Source organism: Polaribacter sp. (assembly GCF_036480315.1).
Lineage (GTDB): Bacteria > Bacteroidota > Bacteroidia > Flavobacteriales > Flavobacteriaceae > Polaribacter.
In genome coordinates, this window is sequence record NZ_JAZGGG010000021.1 from 59367 (window position 1) to 80090 (window position 20724).

The following is a 20724-nucleotide window of genomic DNA, read 5'->3' on the forward strand; positions in this document are numbered from 1 at the left end:
ATAATAAATAAAAATGAAAAAATACTCCTTACTAATTTCACTAACAGTTATCTTTTTTTCATGTGTGCCTAATAAAGATTTAATATATCTACAAGGTGAACCAACTACAAATAAAGAAATTCAAAGAATAAATGATATACCTTATAAATTACAGGTAGATGATATGATTCGAATAGATATTAAATCTACAGAAGAAAATTTGGTAAATATTTTCAAAAAAGGAGGAAGTCAAGGTGGTGGTTCTAGTCAAGGTTCTTCCAGTTATTTTACTGACTATAGTGTAGATAGCTACGGAAATATTCGAATTCCTACAATTGGAGATTTAAATGTGTTGGGTTATACAACAGTAGAAGTAAGAAAAAAGGTAGAAAATGAATTGAAAAAATACATTAAAAGCAAAGAAAATTTATTTGTTGATGTAAAATTATCTGGAATAAAATATACGATATTAGGAGAGATTGGTAGTCCAGGTCCAAAAACGATCTTTCAAAATAAAGTATCTATTATAGACGCAATTGCAAACTCTGGAGATATTACAATTGTTGGTAATAGAAAAGAGGTAGAAATTATAAGAAAAACAATAAACGGTATTGAAAAATATACTGTTGATTTAACAGATATAAATATATTGAATTCGAATAAATTTTATATTAAACCTAATGATTATATTAATATAAGAGCTTTAAAACAAAAATCTTGGGGTACTGGTACTACAGGTTTACAATCTTTTACCACAATTATTTCTATTTTTACTTTAATCACATCAACTATCGTTATAGCTAGAAACTTATAAATATCATGGATAGCAAAACAAATTTTAGTGCTAACTCTGCCCAAAATAATATAGATGTTAAAGGTTATTTATTTAAAGTTTTAGCGTATTGGCAACTCTTTTTAGTAACAATTATAATATCTTTTATTGTTGCAAAATTTCTTGTAGGCTACAAACAAAAAATTTATAGTTTAAATACCACTATTTCTGTTAAAGAAGAAAATAACCCTTTATTTTCTACTGGAACTAGTATTGCCTTTAATTGGGGAGGCTCCAGTAATGAAATGGAAACAGTAAGAGTTATTTTAACATCTAGATCTCACAATGAAAAAGTAGTTAAGAAACTTAATTTTTTTATAGAGTACTTAAAAGAAGGAAGATATAGGTTAGAAGACGTTTACGGTTATACACCATTTACTGTAAATATTAATGCAAAAAAAACTCAATTATACGGAAAGTTAATTGAAGTTGAAATAACAGGAGAAAACACCTATAAATTATCTTTTGATTATAACCTTTCAGGAGCTAATAGTTTAATTACCTATGATACGAATATAGTAAGTGGTTTTAATACATCTGAAGTAAGATTCTCTAAAGAGTTTAGAGTTGATGAAAAAATTGATACACCCTACTTAAATTTTGTATTAAAAAAAGTGAGTAAGTTTAATGTTGGTGAAAAATATTTTATAAAATTTTCTAGTTTTGATGGAGCGGTTGGAGCAAATAGAGGTATTGGTGTTGGTACAATTACCAATGCGGCTTCTATGCTTACTTTAACAAAAAATGGGTCTAATAAAAGAAGAATTGTAGATTATTTAAATGCTACTGTACAAGTTTTAGAGAAAGATAAAAAGGATCAAAAAATTGCATACGCTGTAAAAACTAGAGAATATATTGATACTCTTTTTATACAAGAATCTGAAAAATTAAAAAGAATAGAAAAAGATTTAGGAAACTTTAAAGAATCTAACAATATTTTTAATTTATCTACCGAAGGAGATAATGTCTATCAAGAAATACAGGATTTAGATAAAGATAAAAAGGAATTACAAGAATTTAATGATTATCTAGAGAATTTAAGAACTTATATCTTAACTCATAATAAATACACAGAAACTATACCTGTACCTGCATTAATTACAATACAAGACTCAAAAATTTCAAGTGAAATAAGTGTTTTAATTACGAAATCTAGTTTAAGAGAAACTTTAAGAAATTCAGTTACAGAGAATCATCCAGATTTAATTAAATTAAATAATGAAATAACAATTGCAAAAAATAATTTATTTGAGAACATATCTACTTTAAAAAGAGTAAATATCAACAGCATTAGCAAAATTAGTAGTAGGTTATTAAATTATAGTAGTAAATTAAAGAAACTTCCTAGAAAGGAACAGGGCTTAATTGGTTATCAAAGAAATTATGAAATATCTGAAGCAAATTATAATTACCTAAAACAAAAAAAGTATGAAGCTGGTACTGTTATAGCTGCAAATGTTTCTGATGTTAAAATTATAGACACGGCTAAAGATTTAGGTCAAGGACCTTTTTTTCCAAAACCAAGTTTTAATTATTTAGTTGCTTTAATGATTGGTATTATTATTCCATTATTTTACATTATATTAAAAGAAGTTTTAGATAATAAAATACATACAGCCGAAGAAATACAAAACAATTACGCAATACCAGTATTAGGTGTAGTTGGTAGAAACAAAGGGGAGAATAATCTTGCTGTTTTTGAAAGACCAAAATCATCAGTAGCAGAATCTTTTAGGGCAATAAGATCTAATATTCAATTTTTATTTAAAAATGCTCAAGAAGATGAATGTAAAACCTTAGTATTAACCTCATCGGTTAGTGGTGAAGGAAAAACGATGATATCTATAAATATGGCTACAGTTTTTGCTTTAAGTGGTAAAAAAACTGTTTTAATTGGTTTAGATTTAAGAAAGCCAAAAATTTATGGAGATTTTGGATTTACAAATGAAGTTGGTGTGGTTAATCATTTAATTAAACAAAAAACATTAGATGAAATAATTAGACCAACAAAAATTCCTAATTTAGATGTTATTTTATCAGGCCCAATCCCTCCAAACCCATCTGAATTACTTTTAAACAAAGTGACAGATGATATGATCTTGCAACTTAAAAAAGATTATGATTATGTTATAATTGATACACCACCAGTAGGTTTAGTATCAGATGCTTTAGAGTTATTTAAATATGCAGATGCTATAGTATATGTTATACGTCAGGATTATTCTGAAAAAGGAATGATGAAAATGATAGACGATAAATATAGGAATAAAGAAGTGACAAATATAAGTTATATTTTAAACGACTTCTCTATTAAAAATAGGTACGGTTACGGTTACGGTTATGGATACGGCTATGGATATGGTTATGGGAAGTATGGTAATGGATACCATGAAGAAGAAGAAACTAAAGGTTTTTTATCTAAAATTTTAAGTTTTATTAAACCAAAAGAATAATAAAAAAAGCATCGTTAGTTCGATGCTTTTTTTCCTTTTAAGTAAACTGTTTCTATTAAATTAGTACCAAAACTATAAGGAATAAAACCATAACTCGGTATTTCTTTTGTAATAATAAAATTTGCAAGTTTACCTTTTGTAATACTTCCAACTTTTTCTGATAAATTCATTGCAAATGCTCCGTTTATTGTAGCGGCATTTATTGCTTCTTCTGGTGTCATTTTCATTTTTATACAAGCTGTAGCAACTACAAAGTTCATATTTCCTGAAGGAGTGGAACCGGGGTTGTAATCTGTAGCTAAAGCCAAAGGTAAATTTGCCTCAATTACTTTTCTTGCTGGAGTATATGGTATACTTAAAAAATAAGAGCAAGAAGGTAATGCTACTGGCATTGTTTTAGATGTTTTTAATACTTCTAAATCTTCATTAGATAATACTTCTAAATGATCTACAGATAAAGCATTATGTTTAACTGAAACCTTTATACCGCCTATTGAATTAAATTGATTGACATGTGTTTTAGGAATCAATCCATATTTCTTACCTGTCGATAAAATTCTATCAGTATCTTCTACAGTAAAGTAACCAACTTCACAAAAGATATCTATAAAATCTGCTAAATTTTCTTTGGCAATTTTAGGTAACATTTCATTAATTATTAAATTTAGATATCCTTCTTTATTTTTTTTATATTCTTGTGGTATAGCATGTGCGCCTAGAAAAGTTGCCTTTATAGGTATATTAAAGTTATTTTTTAATTTCTTAATTACACGAAGCATTTTAATTTCTGCATCGACTGTTAATCCGTAACCAGATTTTATTTCAATAGCACCAGTACCCAAAGCAATTACTTCTTCTAATCTTTTTGCAGATTGTTGGTATAAATCTTCTGCTGATGTTTTTTGTAATTTTTTAGCAGAATTTAAAATTCCACCACCATTATTAGCTATTTCTTCATAGGATAAACCGTTAATTCTATCTACAAATTCTTGTTCTCTATTTCCAGCAAAAACAATGTGCGTATGAGAATCACACCAAGTTGGTAAAATCATTTTACCAGAACAATCTATAGTTTTATCAATAGAAAAATTTGTTATTTCATTCATCAAACCAAAATCCGTTATTATATCGTCCTTAATCAATAGAAAAGCATTTTTTATTGTTGGTAAAATGCTCATTTCTTTACCAGAAACTTTTTTTATTGAAGCATCTCTGACTTGAATTAACTCTTTAATATTGATAAATAATTGGGTCATTAGAATTCTTTATTTACAACAAAATTACACAATTTGATTCAAAAAAAAATTCAGTGTAATTACATTGATTTTTTATTTGTTTAATATTCAGTTTTATCTTGCTTTTCTGCCCATTTGTTAAATGGTTCAAGTGCAATTTCTCTTCCTATTTGTTCAAAAGGAATGCTCCTTTTCTCATAGGGTAAAGGAATTTCTTTATAAATAAATTCATCATCAAAGCCAATATTTGCTGCGTCTTGCTGATTACTTCCATAATACACTTTATCTGGTCTTGCCCAGTAAATTGCACCTAAACACATTGGGCAAGGTTCACAAGAAGTATAAATAATACATCCATCTAACTGAAAAGAATCAATATTTTTACAAGCATCTCTAATCGCTGTGACTTCTGCATGTGCAGTTGGATCATTTGTCGAAGTTACTTTGTTATTTCCACGCCCAATAATTTCTCCATTTCTTACAACAATACAGCCAAATGGTCCACCTTCATTGTTACTCATTCCTTTTAAAGCTGCTTTTACAGCTTCACTCATAAATTCTTCGTGTTTGTTCATCTTCATTTTCTAATATTATGATTATTCCTTTTCGCTAAAAAAAAAGGCTGTAAAATTAATTACAGCTTTTAAAATAGTGTAATTTTTAACTTATTTCAAACCTCCAATCATATTCTCTGGTTTTACCCATTCGTCATATTGTTCTGGAGTTACATATCCTAAACGAACAGCTTCTACTTTTAAGGTAGTTCCGTTTGCGTGTGCAGTGTTTGCAATTTCAGCAGCTTTATAATAACCTATTTTGGTATTTAATGCGGTAACTAGCATTAATGAATTATTAACTAATTCTTTAATTCTTACGTGATTTGGTTCAATACCAGCAGCACAATTTTCATCAAAAGATCTACAAGAATCTCCAATTAATTGAGCAGATTGTAAAACGTTTGCTGCCATCATTGGTTTAAAAACATTTAATTCGTAATGACCTTGCGTACCACCAACAGTTACAGCAACATCGTTACCCATAACTTGCGCACAAACCATGGTTATTGCTTCTGCTTGTGTAGGGTTTACTTTTCCTGGCATAATAGAAGAGCCTGGTTCGTTTGCAGGAATTATGATTTCTCCAATTCCTGAACGTGGTCCAGAAGCCATCATTCTAATATCGTTTGCAATTTTATTGATAGAAACTGCTAGTTGCTTTAAAGATCCATGAGTTTCAACAAAAGCATCATGCGCAGCTAAAGCTTCAAATTTATTTTCGGCAGTTATAAATGGTAACCCTGTAAATTCTGCAATATATTTTGCAACTAAAACATCGTAACCAGCTGGTGTATTTAAACCTGTACCAACTGCTGTTCCGCCTAAAGCTAATTGAGATAAATGCTCTAATGAATTTCTTAATGCTTTTAATCCGAAGTTTAATTGCGCTACATAACCAGAAAACTCTTGACCTAAAGTTAATGGAGTTGCATCCATTAAATGCGTTCTTCCAATTTTTACGACATCTTTAAATGCTTCTGATTTTGCTTTTAATGTATCGCGTAATTGTTCAACTCCAGGAATTGTTACTTCTACAATTTTCTTGTAAGCAGCAATGTGCATTCCTGTAGGAAAGGTATCGTTAGATGATTGCGATTTGTTTACATCATCATTTGGTTGAATAGTTTTGTCTCCTTCACCAATTACTTTTCCAGCAATTTCGTGTGCTCTGTTTGCAATTACTTCGTTCACATTCATGTTAGATTGTGTACCGGAACCTGTTTGCCAAATTACTAATGGAAATTGATCATCGTGTTTACTAGCTAAGATTTCATCACAAACTTGTGCAATTAAATCTCTTTTTTCTTCTGCTAAAACTCCTAATTCTGCATTTGTATAAGCAGCTGCTTTTTTAAGATAAGCAAAACCATATACAATTTCTAATGGCATAGAAGCGGCTGCACCAATTTTAAAGTTGTTACGAGATCGCTCTGTTTGAGCTCCCCAATATTTGTCTGCAGGTACTTCTACGTTACCCATTGTATCTTTTTCTATTCTGTATTTTGACATTTTGTGTTGAATTTAGATATTACAAATTTACGAAAAGTAAGCGAAAACATTATATACAATCTATTAAATAGTCTTGAAAAAAAATAAATTTTGATAGTGATTTTTAAAAATATATGCTATTTTTGCAATAATAATTTACAAAAAGAGATAAATGTTAGATTTTTCAGAATTTTCAGGATTGGTTTTATTCATGTTTGTTTTTACAACTGGTTTCTGGTTGTTAATTTTCTTATTAACATTTGTGGTTCCTTATTGGATTGGTGGTACTATTTGGGAGAATTTAAAATTAAAGAAAGAAGCAAAACAAGCTGCTGAAGGAAAGTAGTAGTTTTATACAATATATTTTAATAAAAAACTCGTTCAAGAAATTGAACGAGTTTTTTTGTGGATTTGAGTTTATAGAATTGTTAAAATATTTTCTGTTGGTCTACCAATAACAGCTTTATTACCATTAATTACAATGGGTCTTTCAATTAGTTTTGGGTTGTTTAACATTGCTTTAATAACCTCTGAATCAGATAATTCTTTGCCTTTAAATTCTTCTTTCCATATTTTTTCATTTTTACGAACCAATTGTATTGGAGAAATTTTTAAAAGTTTAATAATTTCTTTCAATTCTTGTTCTGTAGGAACTTCTTCTAAATATTTAACTATTTCAAATTCTTTTCCTGAATTTTCTAAAATCTCTATTCCGCAGCGAGATTTGCTACATCTATTATTGTGGTATATTTTAATCATAAAAAAAGCCCATATTAATCTTCCTTTCGGTAAGAAACACTCTTGTGGGAAAAGAAATGTTTTAATTAATTATTCTATTTGTTTATAAAAAGTTTAGCCCTGATTGTAGCAATTGCTTGAGCTCTTTTTTATTTTTTTTCTAAATAAAAAAAGCGAGTGTGGAAAGCAGGAAATAGCTTCTTATTCTTATTGTTAAACTGCAACTGCAACTGCAACTGCAACTGCTAACTGCTAACTGTCAACTGACTTCTGCCCATTTAGCATTAAATAAGATTTTAAAAATGGATCTATATCTCCATTCATTACATTATCTACATTACCAGTTTCATGTGCAGTTCTTACATCTTTTACTAATTTATAAGGATGCATTACGTAATTTCTAATCTGACTTCCCCATTCAGTTTTTAATTTTCCAGATTCAATTTCATCTCTAGTTGCTTGTTGTTTTTGTAGTTCTATTTCATACAATTGAGATTTTAGCATTTTTAATGCAGTTGCTCTATTATCATGTTGAGAACGAGAATTTGAGCAAGAAATCTGAATTCCTGTTGGTTTATGAGTAAGTTGAACTTTAGTTTCTACTTTATTTACATTTTGACCTCCAGCGCCACTTGAACGAGCTGTTACAATTTCTATATCTGCAGGATTTACTTCTATTTCAATAGAATCATCTACTACTGGAAAAACATACACAGAGCCAAAAGTTGTATGGCGTTTTCCATTAGAATCAAAAGGTGAAATTCGTACCAATCTGTGTACACCGTTCTCTCCTTTTAGCCAACCAAAGGCATAATCTCCTTCAATTTCTATGGTTATTGTTTTTATGCCAGCAACATCACCAGCTTGGTAATTAAGTGTTTTTAATTTAAAACCTTGCTTTTCTGCCCACATAGTATACATTCTTGAAAGCATTTCTACCCAATCGCAACTTTCAGTTCCACCAGCACCAGCATTAATTTGTATGGTTGCAGAAAGTGAATCGCCTTCTTCAGAAAGCATATTTCTGAATTCTAAATCTTCTAAAAAAGTACTTGCTTTTTCAAATTGCTCAATTATTTCTGATTCTTCAACTTCTCCTTCTTTATAAAAATCATATAAAATAGTTACATCTTCATTTAAGGTAATTGTTTTGTTATAATCTTCTACCCATTTTTTTTTGAACCGTAATTCTTTCATAAAGATTTCCGCAGCTTTTGGATCATTCCAAAAATTTGGATCTAGAGTTTTTTCTTCTTCATTGGCTATTTCAATCAGTTTTTTATCAATATCTAAATAAGATTTTAATTTACCGATTCTAGTAGTTATATCTTTAAGCTGGTCTTGTGTAATCATAAGTTGAACAAAAATAAATGAAATTTTAAGATTTCTCGTTTTAAAAGTTAACAGATATTTTATAGATTTATAGAAAATATACCAAACATGAAAAAATCAATACTAATTTTACTTTTTGTTAGCTTTTCAATCAATGGATTTTCTCAATTTTTTATTGAAAAATCAACTAAAGACTTACAAAAAGGAATTACAAAATATGAAGGCTATTTTACGTTTTATTATGATGATAATGCTGATAAAATTTTTATACAAATTGATGACTTAAATAAAGATTTTCTTTATGTACGTTCACTTTCTGAAGGAATTGGCTCTAACGATATTGGTTTAGATAGAGGTCAATTAGGTGGTGGAGTAGTTGTTCATTTTAAAAAAGCAGGTAATAAATTGTTGCTAATTCAGCCCAACCAAAATTTTAGAGCAATTACAGATAATAAAGAAGAAAAACAGTCTGTAAAAGAAGCATTTGCAAAATCGGTTTTACATGGTTTTATTATCAAAGAAAAGAAGAATGGAAGCTTTTTAGTAGATGCAACATCCTTTTTTATGAGAGATGCACATGGTGTTGCAAGAAGTTTGGCAAGGAATAAACAAGGAAATTATAGTTTAGACAAAAGTAAATCTGCTTTTAATTTAGAACGAACAAAAGCGTTTCCAAAAAATATAGAATTTGATGTTTTACTTACTTTTAAAGGTTCACCAAAAGGATACAATATTAGAAGTGTAACGCCAGATGCAAGTTTAGTAACTGTAAATCAACATCATTCATTTTTAGAATTACCAGATAATAATTACAAACCAAGAAAATTTGATGTTCGTTCGGGAGGTTATGCAATGTCTTATTTAGATTATGCGACTCCAGTAAATGAATCTATTGAAAAACGATTTGTTTACAGACATCGTTTAGAAAAGAAAAACCCAAATGCAGCAATTTCTGAAGCAACAGCACCAATTATTTATTATTTAGATAGAGGAACACCAGAACCGGTTCGTTCTGCATTATTAGATGGAGGTCGTTGGTGGAATGAAGCATTTGAAGCTGCAGGTTATAAAAATGCATTTCAAATGAAAATGTTACCAGATGGCGCAGACCCTTTAGATATTCGTTATAATATGGTGCAATGGGTTCACAGATCTACAAGAGGTTGGAGTTATGGAGGTAGTATTTCAGACCCAAGAACTGGCGAGATTATAAAAGGTCATGTAAGTTTGGGGAGTTTAAGAATTCGTCAAGATTTTTTAATTGCACAAGCTTTACAAGCGCCTTATAAAAAGAATACAGTTGAAGATAATTTTGCATTACAAATGGCAATCGCAAGAATTAGACAATTGTCTGCACATGAAATTGGTCATACTTTAGGGTTTGCGCATAATTTTGCTGCAAGTACAAACGGACGTGCTTCTGTGATGGATTATCCACATCCAAAATTTACAATGAATAATGGTAAAATTGATTTTTCTGATGCTTATGACACTAAAATTGGAGCTTGGGATAAAGTGACAGTTGCCTATTTTTATCAAGATTTTCCTTCAGATAAAAATGAAGAAAATGAATTGAATTCCATTTTAGAAAATGCGACTAAAAACGGATTAAAATATTTATCAGACCAAGATGCAAGATCTCAAGGAAGTGCAAGTATTTCTGCACATTTATGGGATAATGGAGGAAATGTTCATGATGAATTATACAATGTTTTAAAAATTAGAAAAAATGCAATAACAAATTTTTCTTCGGATAATATAAAAAGCGGGCAGCCTTATTCTGTTTTAGAAGATGTGTTTGTTCCGTTGTATTTTTTCCATAGATTTCAAACAGAAGCAACTGTAAAACTAATTGGTGGTTTAGATTATTCTTATGCTGTAAAAGGTGACAATCAAACCATAGTAAAAAGAGTTTCTGGTGCAACAGAAAGAATTGCTTTACAAGCAATTTTAAAAACAATTGCTGTGGATGAAATTGCAATACCTAAAGAAAAATTAGCTTTATTTCCACCAAGAGCAATTGGTTATGGAAGAAGTAGAGAATCTTTTAAAAGTGATTTGGGGGTAGAGTTTGATGCTTTTGGGGCTGTTGAAACTGCGTCTGAAATGACGTTGAATTTATTATTGAATTCACAAAGAGCATCAAGATTAATAAATCATAAAAGTTTAAGTAAAAGACAGCTTGGTTTAGATGAATTACTTGATGAATTGATAACGAAAACTATCAAAAAAACACATAAAGATAGTTATTATCAAGAATTACAAAATGTAATAAATACAACCGTTTTAGAACAGTTATTCTATTTAATGGCTAATAAAAACCAATACAAACAAGTAAATGCAATTGTTGGTTTTAAGTTAGAAGAAATCAAATCAATTTTATCAAATAAAAAATCAACAGGAATTCAAAAAATTTATGACAAAGCAATGGTGAAAATGATTGATAATTTCTTTAAAAATCCTACTGCATTTAAGAAAACGCAAGCGCCACAAATTCCTGATGGATCACCTATTGGAAGTGATAAGTTTTAATGAATAGGAAAATAATAATTACTGGAACAACATGTACTGGAAAAACAACTTTGGGTAAGAAATTAGCTAAAGAGTTTTTGATTAAACAAATAGATTTAGATGATATTCACTTCTTATCAAATTGGATTGAAAAAGAAAATACTGCTTTTGTAAAGGATGTAAATTCAGAAATTGAAAAACACTTAGAATGGATTGTTACTGGTAGTTATCAAACCTTATTAAAAGATACAGTTTGGCAAGAAGGAACTTTAATTGTTTGGTTAGATTATCCTCTAAATTTAATTTTAAGAAGGTATTTTATAAGAACCTATAGAAGAGTTTTTTTGAAAGAAAGATGTTGTGGAGAAAACTATGAAACATTAAAAAGTACTTTTTCAAGTGAAAGTCTATTTCTTTGGATTTTTAAAACGTATTGGCACAGAAAAAGAAGAATGCATCATTGGAAAAACACATTATTTTCTCATAAAGAATGGCTAATTTTAAAGCATCCAAAAGAAGAACAAAAATTAAGAAATTTATTATATGATAATTGATTTAATATCTGATACAGTAACCAAACCAACACCAAAAATGTTGGAAGCAATGATGAATGCTAAAGTAGGTGATGATGTTTTTAAAATGGATTCAACCACAAATGAATTGCAAGAAAAAGTTGCAAAAATGTTTGGTATGGAAGATGCATTGTTTTTTCCTTCAGGAACAATGGCAAATCAAGCAGCCATAAAATTACATACACAACCAGGAGATAAGTTAATTTGCGATAAATACGCACACGTTTATAATTATGAAGGTGGAGGAGCAGCTTTTAATTCTGGAGTAACATGTAAATTAATTGATGGAAATAGAGGGATGTTTACTTCAAATCAATTAGAAGCAGCAATTGGTGGAAGATCTGATATTCACGTTCCGTTTACAAGTTTAGTTTGTATAGAAAACACAACAAATAAAGGCGGTGGAGCTTGTTGGGATTTTTCTGAATTAGAAAAACTTCAAAAAATTTCAAAAGAAAACAAATTAGCCTTTCATTTAGATGGCGCACGTTTGTTTAATGCATTGGTTGCTAAAAATGAAACTCCAAAACAATATGGAGAATTGTTTGACACAATTTCAATTTGTTTGTCTAAAGGTTTAGGAGCGCCAATTGGTTCAATTTTATTAGGTTCTAAAGAGCATATTGCAAAAGCGTTAAGAATTAGAAAATTATTTGGAGGTGCAATGAGACAAGTTGGTTTTTTAGCTGCTGCAGCAATTTACGCATTAGATAATCATGTAGAAAGATTAGGAGAAGATCATCAAAAAGCACAAGAAATTGGTGAAGTTTTAAAATCGATTTCTTATGTTACAAAAATTGAACCTATTGAAACAAATATTGTTATTTTTTATGTGGATAAAAAAATAGGAGCAGACAATTTTATCAATAAAATGAAAGACAAAAATATTCTTTTAACACCAATGGGAGAAGGTAGAATTAGAATTGTTACACATTTAGATTATACTGATAAAATGCATGAAATTTTACTAAAAGAATTAAGAACTTTTTAGAAATAAAACCTTATAATTGGCGAAAATGGAGAAGCATATACGCTTTTAGTATCGTCATATAAAACATCATATCTAAACCCGAATGCAAATCGACCACTATTATAAGCTGCTCCTAGATATAAAGCAGGAAAATTTGTATTAACAGAACCAAAGCCATTTGATTGTTTTGCAAAAGATTGCTCAAATTCTCCAGAAAGTTGAATGCCTATATTTGGTATTTGATATAAAGAAATAATACTACCACCATAAATATTAGTTGTAGTGCTTCCTATTTCATTATAAACATAGGTTAAACCTGTACCAAAAGCAAAACCATTATCAAAATTATAAATTGCACTTGGTGAAATTCCTATGGTTGTTTGTGAACCAAAGCTGGCAGTAAAACCACCACCAAATTGCACGTTGTCCCAAAAATCTTGTTTTTGTGCAATAGAGCCAATAGTAAAACTTAACAAGAATATTAATACAACTTTTTTCATAGAAGGTAAATTTAATTTATCCTGTTCAATTTAGCAATTTCTTTATAATTTCTATTCAGTTTTTTTAATAAAATTCCATATAGTAGTTGGTAGAACAACCATAAAACACCTAATACAACTAAAGTAACAACTAGTGTTAGTAGAATAATTAATAATATTTGTTTAGTTTCTAAATCTTCAAATTTAAAATTTATTTCGGCAACCATAACAATAATCATTAATAAGACCATATATCCTAAATTAAAAAGGACGTAATTTCTTACCGTTTTTCTAGTTTTAATTATTTTTTTCATTAAAACTCGAGTAGAATCTGAAGTCGATATTTTTTTATAATTCAAATAAAACATCACTAAATAATATAGTATTATAATGTAAGCTAAAACTTGAGAATAGTAAATAAAGTTTTCGAGGCCTATTTTTTTGTATTCAGCATAGGCATCATCCATATCTACGAAAAAGTACATAGAATTTAAGATTATAAATTCTAGAATACCAATAATAAATATCCATTTAACAATTGAAGAAGATTTAGATTGCGCCAATTTGTATATTTCTATTGCAGAAATTTTATTGGTTTCTTCGGGTTGATTGTCCCACGCTTTTTTATAGTTGTCTAATAAATCCATATTTATGGGTTTAAAATGTTTTTTAATTTTTCTTTTGCTCTGTTCATTTTCACTCTTGCGTTTACACTAGAGATTCCTAATGTTTCCGATATTTCTTTATAAGGCTTTTCTTCTAAATATAAAAAAATCAGCGCTTTATCTATGTCGTTTAATTGATGAACTGCTTTGTATAATGCTTTTAATTGCACTTCTTCAGTATCATCATAATCTGTTGATTTAATTTTATAAGCAACATCACTAAAATCTTGTGTTTTCACTTTTCGTGTAGATTTTCTATATAATGAAATTGCGGTATTTAAAGCAACTCTATACATCCACGTACTAAATTTGGAATCTCCTCTAAACTTTGAGTAGTTTTTCCAAACCTGAATGGTTATTTCTTGAAACAAATCATTATGAGCATCTTGATTTGTAGTGTAAAGTCTACAAATTTTATGTGCTATATTTTGGTTTGTTTCAAAGTCCAATAAAAATTTTTTCTCTAAATCTTTCTGCACTTGTGTAAATTAGTTAGTTATCTATAAGTAGTATAAATGTATAAAATGTTACAGATTTATTGAACTTAATTTAATTTAATTAGATTTGTTGAATCATAAACTTATTAGATTGAACAATATTAAGCAAGATTTTACCATAAAGGACTTGGAGAATATCTCTGGAATTAAAGCACACACCATTAGAATATGGGAAAAGAGATATAACTTATTGTCACCTCAAAGAACCGATACAAACATTAGGTATTATTCAAATGAAAATTTACAGAAGCTTTTAAATATTGTTTTATTAAACAAAAATAATTTTAAGATTTCTAAAATTGCGGCAATGTCTAATGAAGAAATTATATTTCAATCTAGAGAATTAGCTTTTGATGTTGCGGTTAATGATGAAGCTATAAATTCTTTAAAACTTGCAATGCATCAGTTCGATAAAACTCTGTTTAATAATACTTATAATAATTTACTGCAAAAAAAAACGTTTAGAGAAGTCTTTAAAGATGTATTTATCCCTTTTTTAAATCATATTGGTTTGTTATGGCAAACAGATGCTTTACTACCTGCTCATGAGCATTTTATATCAAATTTAATAGCTCAAAAAATTCAAGTAAATACAGAGAAACTTCAATATAATGTTTCAAATACTAAAAAAACGTATGTTTTGTTTTTACCAGAAAATGAAATTCATGAATTGGGTTTATTGTATTTGAACTATGAATTAGTTTTAAGAGGCTGTCAAACAATCTATTTGGGACAGAGTTTACCTTTAAGTAATTTAGAATGTTTTTTTAATAATCATAAAAATATTTGTTTCATTACTTCTCTTACCATAATGCCTTATGATGATAAAGTTGAAGACTATTTTAATATAATTAATAAAATTTTAGTGGAAACAAATCATGAATTTATTGCTGTTGGTAAAAAAATTGAACTACTTAATAAAGATAATTATTCTCCACAAATTAGCTTTTATACCTCTATATCAGATTTGTTAAAAGTATTGTAAAGTTAATAAAATCATTTATTTTTGTTTAATATTTACATACATTTGTTAAACAAAATAAATAATGATTAAAACAATACATATTATTGGTTCAGGTTTTTCTGCTTTATCAGCTTCTTGTTATTTGGCAAAAGCTGGCTATAATGTTACTGTTTTAGAGAAAAATGATACTGTAGGAGGAAGAGCAAGACAATATAAAAAAGATGGTTTTACTTTTGATATTGGTCCTTCTTGGTATTGGATGCCAGATGTTTTTGAACGTTTCTTTGCAGATTTTGATAAAAAACCTTCAGATTATTATATTCTGGATAAGCTAAATCCTGGTTATGAAGTATATTTTGGAGAGAATTCTTCACTTAAAATTTCTAGCGAACTTTCTAAAATTTACAACCTTTTTGAAGATGAAGAAAAAGGAAGCGCAAAGCATTTAAAATCTTTTTTAGATTCTGCTAAATCTAATTATGATACAACCATAAAAGATTTAGTTTATCAACCAGGAGTTTCGCCTTTAGAATTAGTTAATACAACTACGATTGCAAGAGTTTCTCAATTTTTTTCTACCATAAGAAAACAAGTTAGAAAGAATATAAAAAGTAATAAATTAATAAAAATTTTAGAATTTCCTGTTTTGTTTTTAGGAGCAAAACCAAATAACACACCTGCATTTTATAACTTTATGAATTATGCAGATTTCGGATTAGGAACTTGGCATCCAAGAGGAGGTATGTATACTGTTATTGAAGGAATGATTTCTTTAGCGGAAAGTTTAGGAGTAAATTTTCAAGTAAATGCAAATGTTGAAAAAATTATAACAGATAAATCTGAAGATATTATTGGTTTACTTGTAAATGGTAAAGTCCTAGATGCTGATTTAGTTTTAAGCGGTGCAGATTATCATCACACAGAAACATTATTAGATGGAAATTTAAAACAATATTCAGAAAAATATTGGGATAAGAAAACGTTTGCACCTTCGTCTTTGTTATTTTATGTTGGTTTTGATAAAAAGATAGAAAATGTAAGTCATCACACGTTGTTTTTTGATACAGATTTTGATGTTCATGCAAAAGAAATTTATGACAATCCACAATGGCCAACAGATCCTTTGTTTTATGCAAATTTCACTTCAATTACAGATAATACTTCTGCTCCAGAAGGAAAAGAAGCTGGCTTCTTTTTAATTCCTTTAGCTCCAGGAATTGAAGATACAGAAGAATTACGAGAACAATATTTTCATAAAATTATGGATAGGTTTGAGAAATTAACAAATCAAGAAGTAAAAGAACATGTATTGTTTAAGAAATCATTTTGCGTAAATGATTTTAAAAGTGAATACAATTCTTATAAAGGAAACGCTTATGGAATGGCTAATACATTGTTACAAACTGCTTTTTTAAGACCAAAAATTAAGAGCAGTAAAGTAGATAATTTATATTTTACAGGGCAATTAACAGTTCCTGGACCTGGAGTTCCACCAGCATTAATATCAGGAAAAATTGCATCAGAATTAATCATGAAAAACCAAAACTAAATGAAAGAATTATTTGACAGTGTTTCTAATGATTGTAGCAAGTTGGTCACTAAAAAATACAGCACTTCGTTTTCTTTGGCAGTTAAAATGTTATCGCCAAAGATTAGAGCAGATATTTATAATATTTACGGTTTTGTGCGTTTTGCTGATGAAATTGTAGATACATTTCACAACTTTGATAAAGAGGTTTTAATGGAGCATTTTGAAAGGGATTATTACCTTGCAAAAAAGCAAGGAATTAGTTTGAATCCTATTTTAAACTCTTTTCAACAAACGGTAAATAAATATAATATTCCTGATGAAATGGTGCAAGTTTTCTTAAAAAGTATGAAAGCAGATTTGTACAAAACAGAATATCATACAAAAGAAGAATATGATGTCTATATCTATGGTTCTGCAGACGTTGTAGGTTTAATGTGTTTAAAAGTTTTTGTTGATGGAGACGATAAAAGGTTTGATGAGTTAAAACATGCTGCAATGCGTTTAGGATCTGCTTTTCAGAAAGTGAATTTTTTACGTGATTTAAAAGACGATTATGAAGTTTTAAATCGTACTTATTTTCCTAATATCGATTTAGGGAAATTAGATCAAGTTTCAAAACAACTTATTATTGATGAAATTGAGTCTGATTTTAATTTTGCATTCAAAAACGGAATTCTTAAATTACCAGTTGAAGCAAAGTTTGGGGTGTATATAGCTTTTAGGTATTACAGAAGGTTGTTAAAAAAACTGAAGAAAGTTCCATCAGAAAAAATTATGGACACTAGAATTCGGATTTCAAACTCAATGAAAATTAATTTATTAGCTAGAAGTTACGTAAAATATAAACTAAATATAATTTAAGATGTTTGCCTTAATTACTCTTTGTGTTTTTTTATTTATGGAATGTGTTACTTGGTGCACACATAAATTTGTAATGCATGGTTTTGGTTGGTATTTACATGAAGACCATCATCAGCCAAAATATCAAGGGATTTTTGAAAAAAATGATGCCTTTTTTGTCGTTTTTGCTACACCAAGTATTTTACTATTTTACTTTGGTACTTATACGCACTATACTTTTTTATTTTTTATTGGTTTAGGTATCTTATTTTATGGAATCGCTTATTTTTTAGTTCATGACGTGTTAATTCATCAGCGTTTTAAATGGTTTAAAAACACAAATAATTGGTATTTAAAAGGTTTAAGAAAAGCTCATAAAATTCATCATAAACATCTAGGAAAAGAAGAAGGAGAGTGTTATGGAATGTTGTTTGTACCTTTTAAATACTTTCAAAAACCGAATGTCTAGTGTTTCTATATCTGCTTTTAAATCTAGGTTCTATTTGTGTTCCATTTTTATATTCTTTCGAGAAAAAAATGCGATTCATTCAACATTGGAAAGCAGTTTTTCTATCATTAACAATAGTTGCCACCGTTTTTTTAATTTGGGATGCGATCTTTACAGTAAATGGAGTTTGGGGGTTTAACCCAGATTATCACTTGAATATTTTACTTTTAGGAATGCCAATTGAAGAATGGATGTTCTTTTTTTGTATTCCGTATGCAAGTTTATTTATTCATTATTCTTTAGCATATTTTAAACCGAATTTGCTTTTATCAAAAAAGATTACAAAGTTTATTACCCTTTTTTTTATTGCTATTTTATTGCCCGTAATTATTTTAAATACAGACAAGGCTTATACGTTTGTAAATTATAGTTTTCTTGTTTTTGTTTTGTTGATGAGTTTTTTCTTCGGAATAAAACATTTGCAAAGATTTTATATTGCTTTTTTAATTATTCTGGTTCCGTTCATTATTGTTAACGGAATTCTTACAGGAACAGGAATTGAAGAACCTGTAGTTTGGTATAACAATGCAGAAAACCTTGGAATTCGCATATTAACAATACCAATTGAAGATATTGGGTATGCTTTTACAATGATTTTTGGTAATATTTTGTTGATTGAAAAATTTAAAAAATAGTTTAGTTAATTTTAAATTTGATTTCAGTATTAAAAAGTAATTCACCATTAAATTATAAATAATTTAAAGAAGAATAATATGAAGTACTTATCTATATCCATAATTTTATTTTCTATGATACTTTCAAAAACAATATTTGATTTTAATAAAAAAGCGAATATCCAAAATTGGATAGTTGTAAATGATGTTGTAATGGGAGGAAAGTCTACAAGTAGTTTTAAATTAAATGCTGATGGTAATGGTGCTTTTGTTCTTGCTTTTACAATAAAATCGGCAAAATATGCTTCTCTTTTTTTGGTGCTTTCTTTTACCTTTTTGCCTGCACCTATCATAGCCGCTTTTTCATAAGTACCACCAGAAACTTCTATCATATCCATTCCTTCAGCAGAAAGTATATCTATAACTTCTAAAGATTCTTCTTCTGTAAATGCACTTCTTTGAAAATCTGCAGAGTTAATTTTAATTCCAATAGGATACTCTGCACCAACTTTCTTTCTCATATTTCTATAGATTTCTAAAGCAAAACGTGCTTTATTTTCTAAAGAACCTCCCATTTATCTATTCGTAAATTGGTGAGTGTAGACAAAAACTGACTTACCAAATATCCATGAGATCCATGTATTTGTACACCTTTCCAACCTGCTTTTTTAGCAACTAAAGCACAATCTCCAAAACCATCTATGGCTTTCCAAATTTCATTTTCTGTCATTGGTCTTGGTTTAGGAAGCATCGATTTCATTGGTAATTAAACATCAGAAGCACTCACTACATCTTTATTAAATTTAGGAGATTGCCTTCCTGGATGATTAATTTGCATCCAAAGATGACTACCATGTTTTTGTGCAACAGTTGCCCATTTTTTTAGTTCTACCAAGTGTTTTTCATCCTCTACAACCACATTTTTAGGCTCATTTAATGCTTTACTATCCATCATTATATTACCAGAAATTAAAATAGCAATACCATCTTCTCCCCAAGTTTTATAATACGTTCAGAAGGTTTACCTTCTTTATCTGCATTGTTTTCGCTCATCGCAGATTTTACGATTCTATTAGGAAACATAACACTACAAGGTAAAGTATAAGGTTGTTGTAGAATATTTGCTGATTTCATTAGGATGTTAGATTTTTTTTTAATGGAAATTTTGATTTTGCAAATTACCTAATACTATTGAATTTTAAAGTGTACTTGTTTTAGAAAATACTATAGAAAAGGTGTTTTTCCCCTTGACTTTGTAGTTTAAAAAGCCGAACTTCGCTAACTACGTTTATAAAACGTTGCATAAACGTGTTAACGTTGGCAACAAGCTAAATGAACATCGAACTAAAAGAAATATCATCATTTTTTGAAACCGAATATCCGCTAAATAAAGATGGCTTGCGGAAGCTGCTTTCGCTATTCAAATTAGAAAAGGTAAAAAAAGGAACACAAATTCTAAATTCGGGAACCGAAGAAAAAAAATTACGTTTTTTAAATAAAGGTGTTGTAAGAGAATATTATGCGAGTTCTGACAAAGAGACAAATATCAATTTCTATACTGAACCTCAATTTATTACAGACTTATCTTCTTTCAATAGTAATTCTAAAACTAAAAAATATCAAGAAACGTTTAGTGAAAGCGAACTTCTTGTAATCGAAAAAAGTGACTTTAGAGAACTGCTAAATGAATATGATTGTGGAAAATCTTTCATAGATTTATCTTTTCAACGATTGTTAAAAAATAAAGAACTTTTTGAGTATAACAGAATAACAAAGAGTGCAGAAGAACTTTATAATGAACTTTTCATTTACAGACAAAATTGGCTCGAAAAAATTCCACAGTATCACATTGCATCTTATCTAAATATTACACCAGAAACTTTAAGTAGAATCCGTAAACGCATTTCTTGATTTAAATCAATGAAAAGTAAGCTATGGTATTTTAATTTTGTTTCTTAA

22 protein-coding genes and 1 pseudogene are annotated in these 20724 nt (G+C 28.7%); 12 read left to right on the forward strand and 11 right to left on the reverse strand.

Annotated elements, in window-relative coordinates; all coding sequences use genetic code 11:
- The first annotated feature begins 13 nt into the window (after window positions 1-13).
- On the forward strand, window positions 14-793 hold the full coding sequence (locus V3V28_RS04175) for a polysaccharide biosynthesis/export family protein (RefSeq protein WP_331363771.1): 780 nt from the start codon (window positions 14-16) through the stop codon (window positions 791-793).
- A 5-nt stretch (window positions 794-798) separates the two neighbouring features.
- A complete protein-coding gene (locus V3V28_RS04180; protein WP_331363772.1) occupies window positions 799-3264 on the forward strand; it encodes a GumC family protein in 2466 nt (821 codons plus the stop codon).
- 14 nt (window positions 3265-3278) lie between these two features.
- Here V3V28_RS04180 and hutI read toward each other — a convergent pair whose 3' ends face one another.
- The 3 genes from hutI to fumC all read right to left on the reverse strand — a co-directional run bounded on the left by hutI (window position 3279) and on the right by fumC (window position 6565).
- Window positions 3279-4520, reverse strand: coding sequence for an imidazolonepropionase (gene hutI / locus V3V28_RS04185; RefSeq protein ID WP_331363773.1), 1242 nt, complete (start codon window positions 4518-4520; stop codon window positions 3279-3281).
- An 80-nt stretch (window positions 4521-4600) separates the two neighbouring features.
- The gene (locus tag V3V28_RS04190) at window positions 4601-5074 is read right to left on the reverse strand and encodes a nucleoside deaminase (protein ID WP_331363774.1); all 474 of its coding nucleotides are present in this window, start codon (window positions 5072-5074) and stop codon (window positions 4601-4603) included.
- Between the two features lie 90 nt (window positions 5075-5164).
- Window positions 5165-6565: a class II fumarate hydratase gene (fumC, locus tag V3V28_RS04195; protein ID WP_331363775.1), complete on the reverse strand. Its 1401-nt coding sequence runs from the start codon at window positions 6563-6565 to the stop codon at window positions 5165-5167.
- 151 nt (window positions 6566-6716) lie between these two features.
- Here fumC and V3V28_RS04200 point away from each other — a divergent pair, with 151 nt between their 5' ends.
- On the forward strand, window positions 6717-6890 hold the full coding sequence (locus V3V28_RS04200) for a hypothetical protein (protein ID WP_331363776.1): 174 nt from the start codon (window positions 6717-6719) through the stop codon (window positions 6888-6890).
- Between the two features lie 71 nt (window positions 6891-6961).
- Here the strand turns inward: V3V28_RS04200 and arsC are convergent, their stop codons facing one another.
- On the reverse strand, window positions 6962-7303 hold the full coding sequence (gene arsC, locus V3V28_RS04205) for an arsenate reductase (glutaredoxin) (protein WP_331363777.1): 342 nt from the start codon (window positions 7301-7303) through the stop codon (window positions 6962-6964).
- Window positions 7304-7534: 231 nt separating this feature from the next.
- A complete protein-coding gene (gene prfB, locus V3V28_RS04210) occupies window positions 7535-8635 on the reverse strand; it encodes a peptide chain release factor 2 (RefSeq protein WP_331363778.1) in 1101 nt (366 codons plus the stop codon).
- 87 nt (window positions 8636-8722) lie between these two features.
- Here prfB and V3V28_RS04215 point away from each other — a divergent pair, with 87 nt between their 5' ends.
- The 3 genes from V3V28_RS04215 to V3V28_RS04225 are packed head-to-tail and all read left to right on the forward strand — an operon-like array spanning window position 8723 to window position 12688.
- The gene (locus V3V28_RS04215) at window positions 8723-11146 is read left to right on the forward strand and encodes a zinc-dependent metalloprotease (RefSeq protein ID WP_331363779.1); all 2424 of its coding nucleotides are present in this window, start codon (window positions 8723-8725) and stop codon (window positions 11144-11146) included.
- Window positions 11146-11679 (forward strand): AAA family ATPase, encoded by a 534-nt coding sequence (locus V3V28_RS04220; RefSeq protein WP_331363780.1) that lies wholly within the window; start codon window positions 11146-11148, stop codon window positions 11677-11679. Before V3V28_RS04215 ends, V3V28_RS04220 begins: the two co-directional genes overlap by 1 nt.
- Complete coding sequence (locus V3V28_RS04225; protein ID WP_331363781.1) at window positions 11669-12688, forward strand: threonine aldolase family protein; 1020 nt, start codon at window positions 11669-11671, stop codon at window positions 12686-12688. The genes V3V28_RS04220 and V3V28_RS04225 overlap by 11 nt, the downstream gene beginning before the upstream one ends.
- On the opposite strand, the gene V3V28_RS04230 is transcribed toward V3V28_RS04225, so the two are convergent.
- The 3 genes from V3V28_RS04230 to V3V28_RS04240 are packed head-to-tail and all read right to left on the reverse strand — an operon-like array spanning window position 12685 to window position 14290.
- Window positions 12685-13167: a hypothetical protein gene (locus V3V28_RS04230; RefSeq protein WP_331363782.1), complete on the reverse strand. Its 483-nt coding sequence runs from the start codon at window positions 13165-13167 to the stop codon at window positions 12685-12687. The two genes, V3V28_RS04225 and V3V28_RS04230, sit on opposite strands and share 4 nt — an antisense overlap.
- Before the next feature lie 11 nt (window positions 13168-13178).
- Complete coding sequence (locus V3V28_RS04235) at window positions 13179-13793, reverse strand: hypothetical protein (protein ID WP_331363783.1); 615 nt, start codon at window positions 13791-13793, stop codon at window positions 13179-13181.
- A gap of 2 nt (window positions 13794-13795) precedes the next feature.
- A complete protein-coding gene (locus tag V3V28_RS04240) occupies window positions 13796-14290 on the reverse strand; it encodes an RNA polymerase sigma factor (RefSeq protein WP_331363784.1) in 495 nt (164 codons plus the stop codon).
- Window positions 14291-14399: 109 nt separating this feature from the next.
- On the opposite strand from V3V28_RS04240, the gene V3V28_RS04245 reads away from it, so the two are divergent.
- The 5 genes from V3V28_RS04245 to V3V28_RS04265 all read left to right on the forward strand — a co-directional run bounded on the left by V3V28_RS04245 (window position 14400) and on the right by V3V28_RS04265 (window position 18786).
- Window positions 14400-15293: a MerR family transcriptional regulator gene (locus V3V28_RS04245; RefSeq protein WP_331363785.1), complete on the forward strand. Its 894-nt coding sequence runs from the start codon at window positions 14400-14402 to the stop codon at window positions 15291-15293.
- 61 nt (window positions 15294-15354) lie between these two features.
- A complete protein-coding gene (locus V3V28_RS04250) occupies window positions 15355-16821 on the forward strand; it encodes a phytoene desaturase family protein (protein ID WP_331363786.1) in 1467 nt (488 codons plus the stop codon).
- Window positions 16822-17664 (forward strand): phytoene/squalene synthase family protein, encoded by an 843-nt coding sequence (locus V3V28_RS04255; RefSeq protein WP_331363787.1) that lies wholly within the window; start codon window positions 16822-16824, stop codon window positions 17662-17664.
- A 1-nt stretch (window position 17665) separates the two neighbouring features.
- Entirely contained in the window at window positions 17666-18112 is a 447-nt protein-coding gene (locus tag V3V28_RS04260; RefSeq protein ID WP_331363788.1) for a carotene hydroxylase, read from the forward strand.
- Window positions 18112-18786 (forward strand): lycopene cyclase domain-containing protein, encoded by a 675-nt coding sequence (locus tag V3V28_RS04265; RefSeq protein ID WP_331363789.1) that lies wholly within the window; start codon window positions 18112-18114, stop codon window positions 18784-18786. Before V3V28_RS04260 ends, V3V28_RS04265 begins: the two co-directional genes overlap by 1 nt.
- 47 nt (window positions 18787-18833) lie before the next feature.
- Here V3V28_RS04265 and V3V28_RS14650 read toward each other — a convergent pair.
- The 3 genes and pseudogenes from V3V28_RS14650 to V3V28_RS04285 all read right to left on the reverse strand — a co-directional run bounded on the left by V3V28_RS14650 (window position 18834) and on the right by V3V28_RS04285 (window position 19899).
- Window positions 18834-19525 (reverse strand): annotated as a pseudogene (locus V3V28_RS14650) (oxidoreductase).
- 6 nt (window positions 19526-19531) lie between these two features.
- Window positions 19532-19717 (reverse strand): hypothetical protein, encoded by a 186-nt coding sequence (locus V3V28_RS04280; RefSeq protein WP_331363791.1) that lies wholly within the window; start codon window positions 19715-19717, stop codon window positions 19532-19534.
- 17 nt (window positions 19718-19734) lie between these two features.
- Window positions 19735-19899 carry a hypothetical protein gene (locus tag V3V28_RS04285; RefSeq protein ID WP_331363792.1) on the reverse strand — a complete coding sequence of 55 codons (165 nt, stop codon included), beginning with the start codon at window positions 19897-19899 and terminating at the stop codon, window positions 19735-19737.
- 198 nt (window positions 19900-20097) lie between these two features.
- Here V3V28_RS04285 and V3V28_RS04290 point away from each other — a divergent pair, with 198 nt between their 5' ends.
- The gene (locus tag V3V28_RS04290) at window positions 20098-20676 is read left to right on the forward strand and encodes a Crp/Fnr family transcriptional regulator (protein WP_331363793.1); all 579 of its coding nucleotides are present in this window, start codon (window positions 20098-20100) and stop codon (window positions 20674-20676) included.
- Window positions 20677-20724 lie beyond the last annotated feature (48 nt).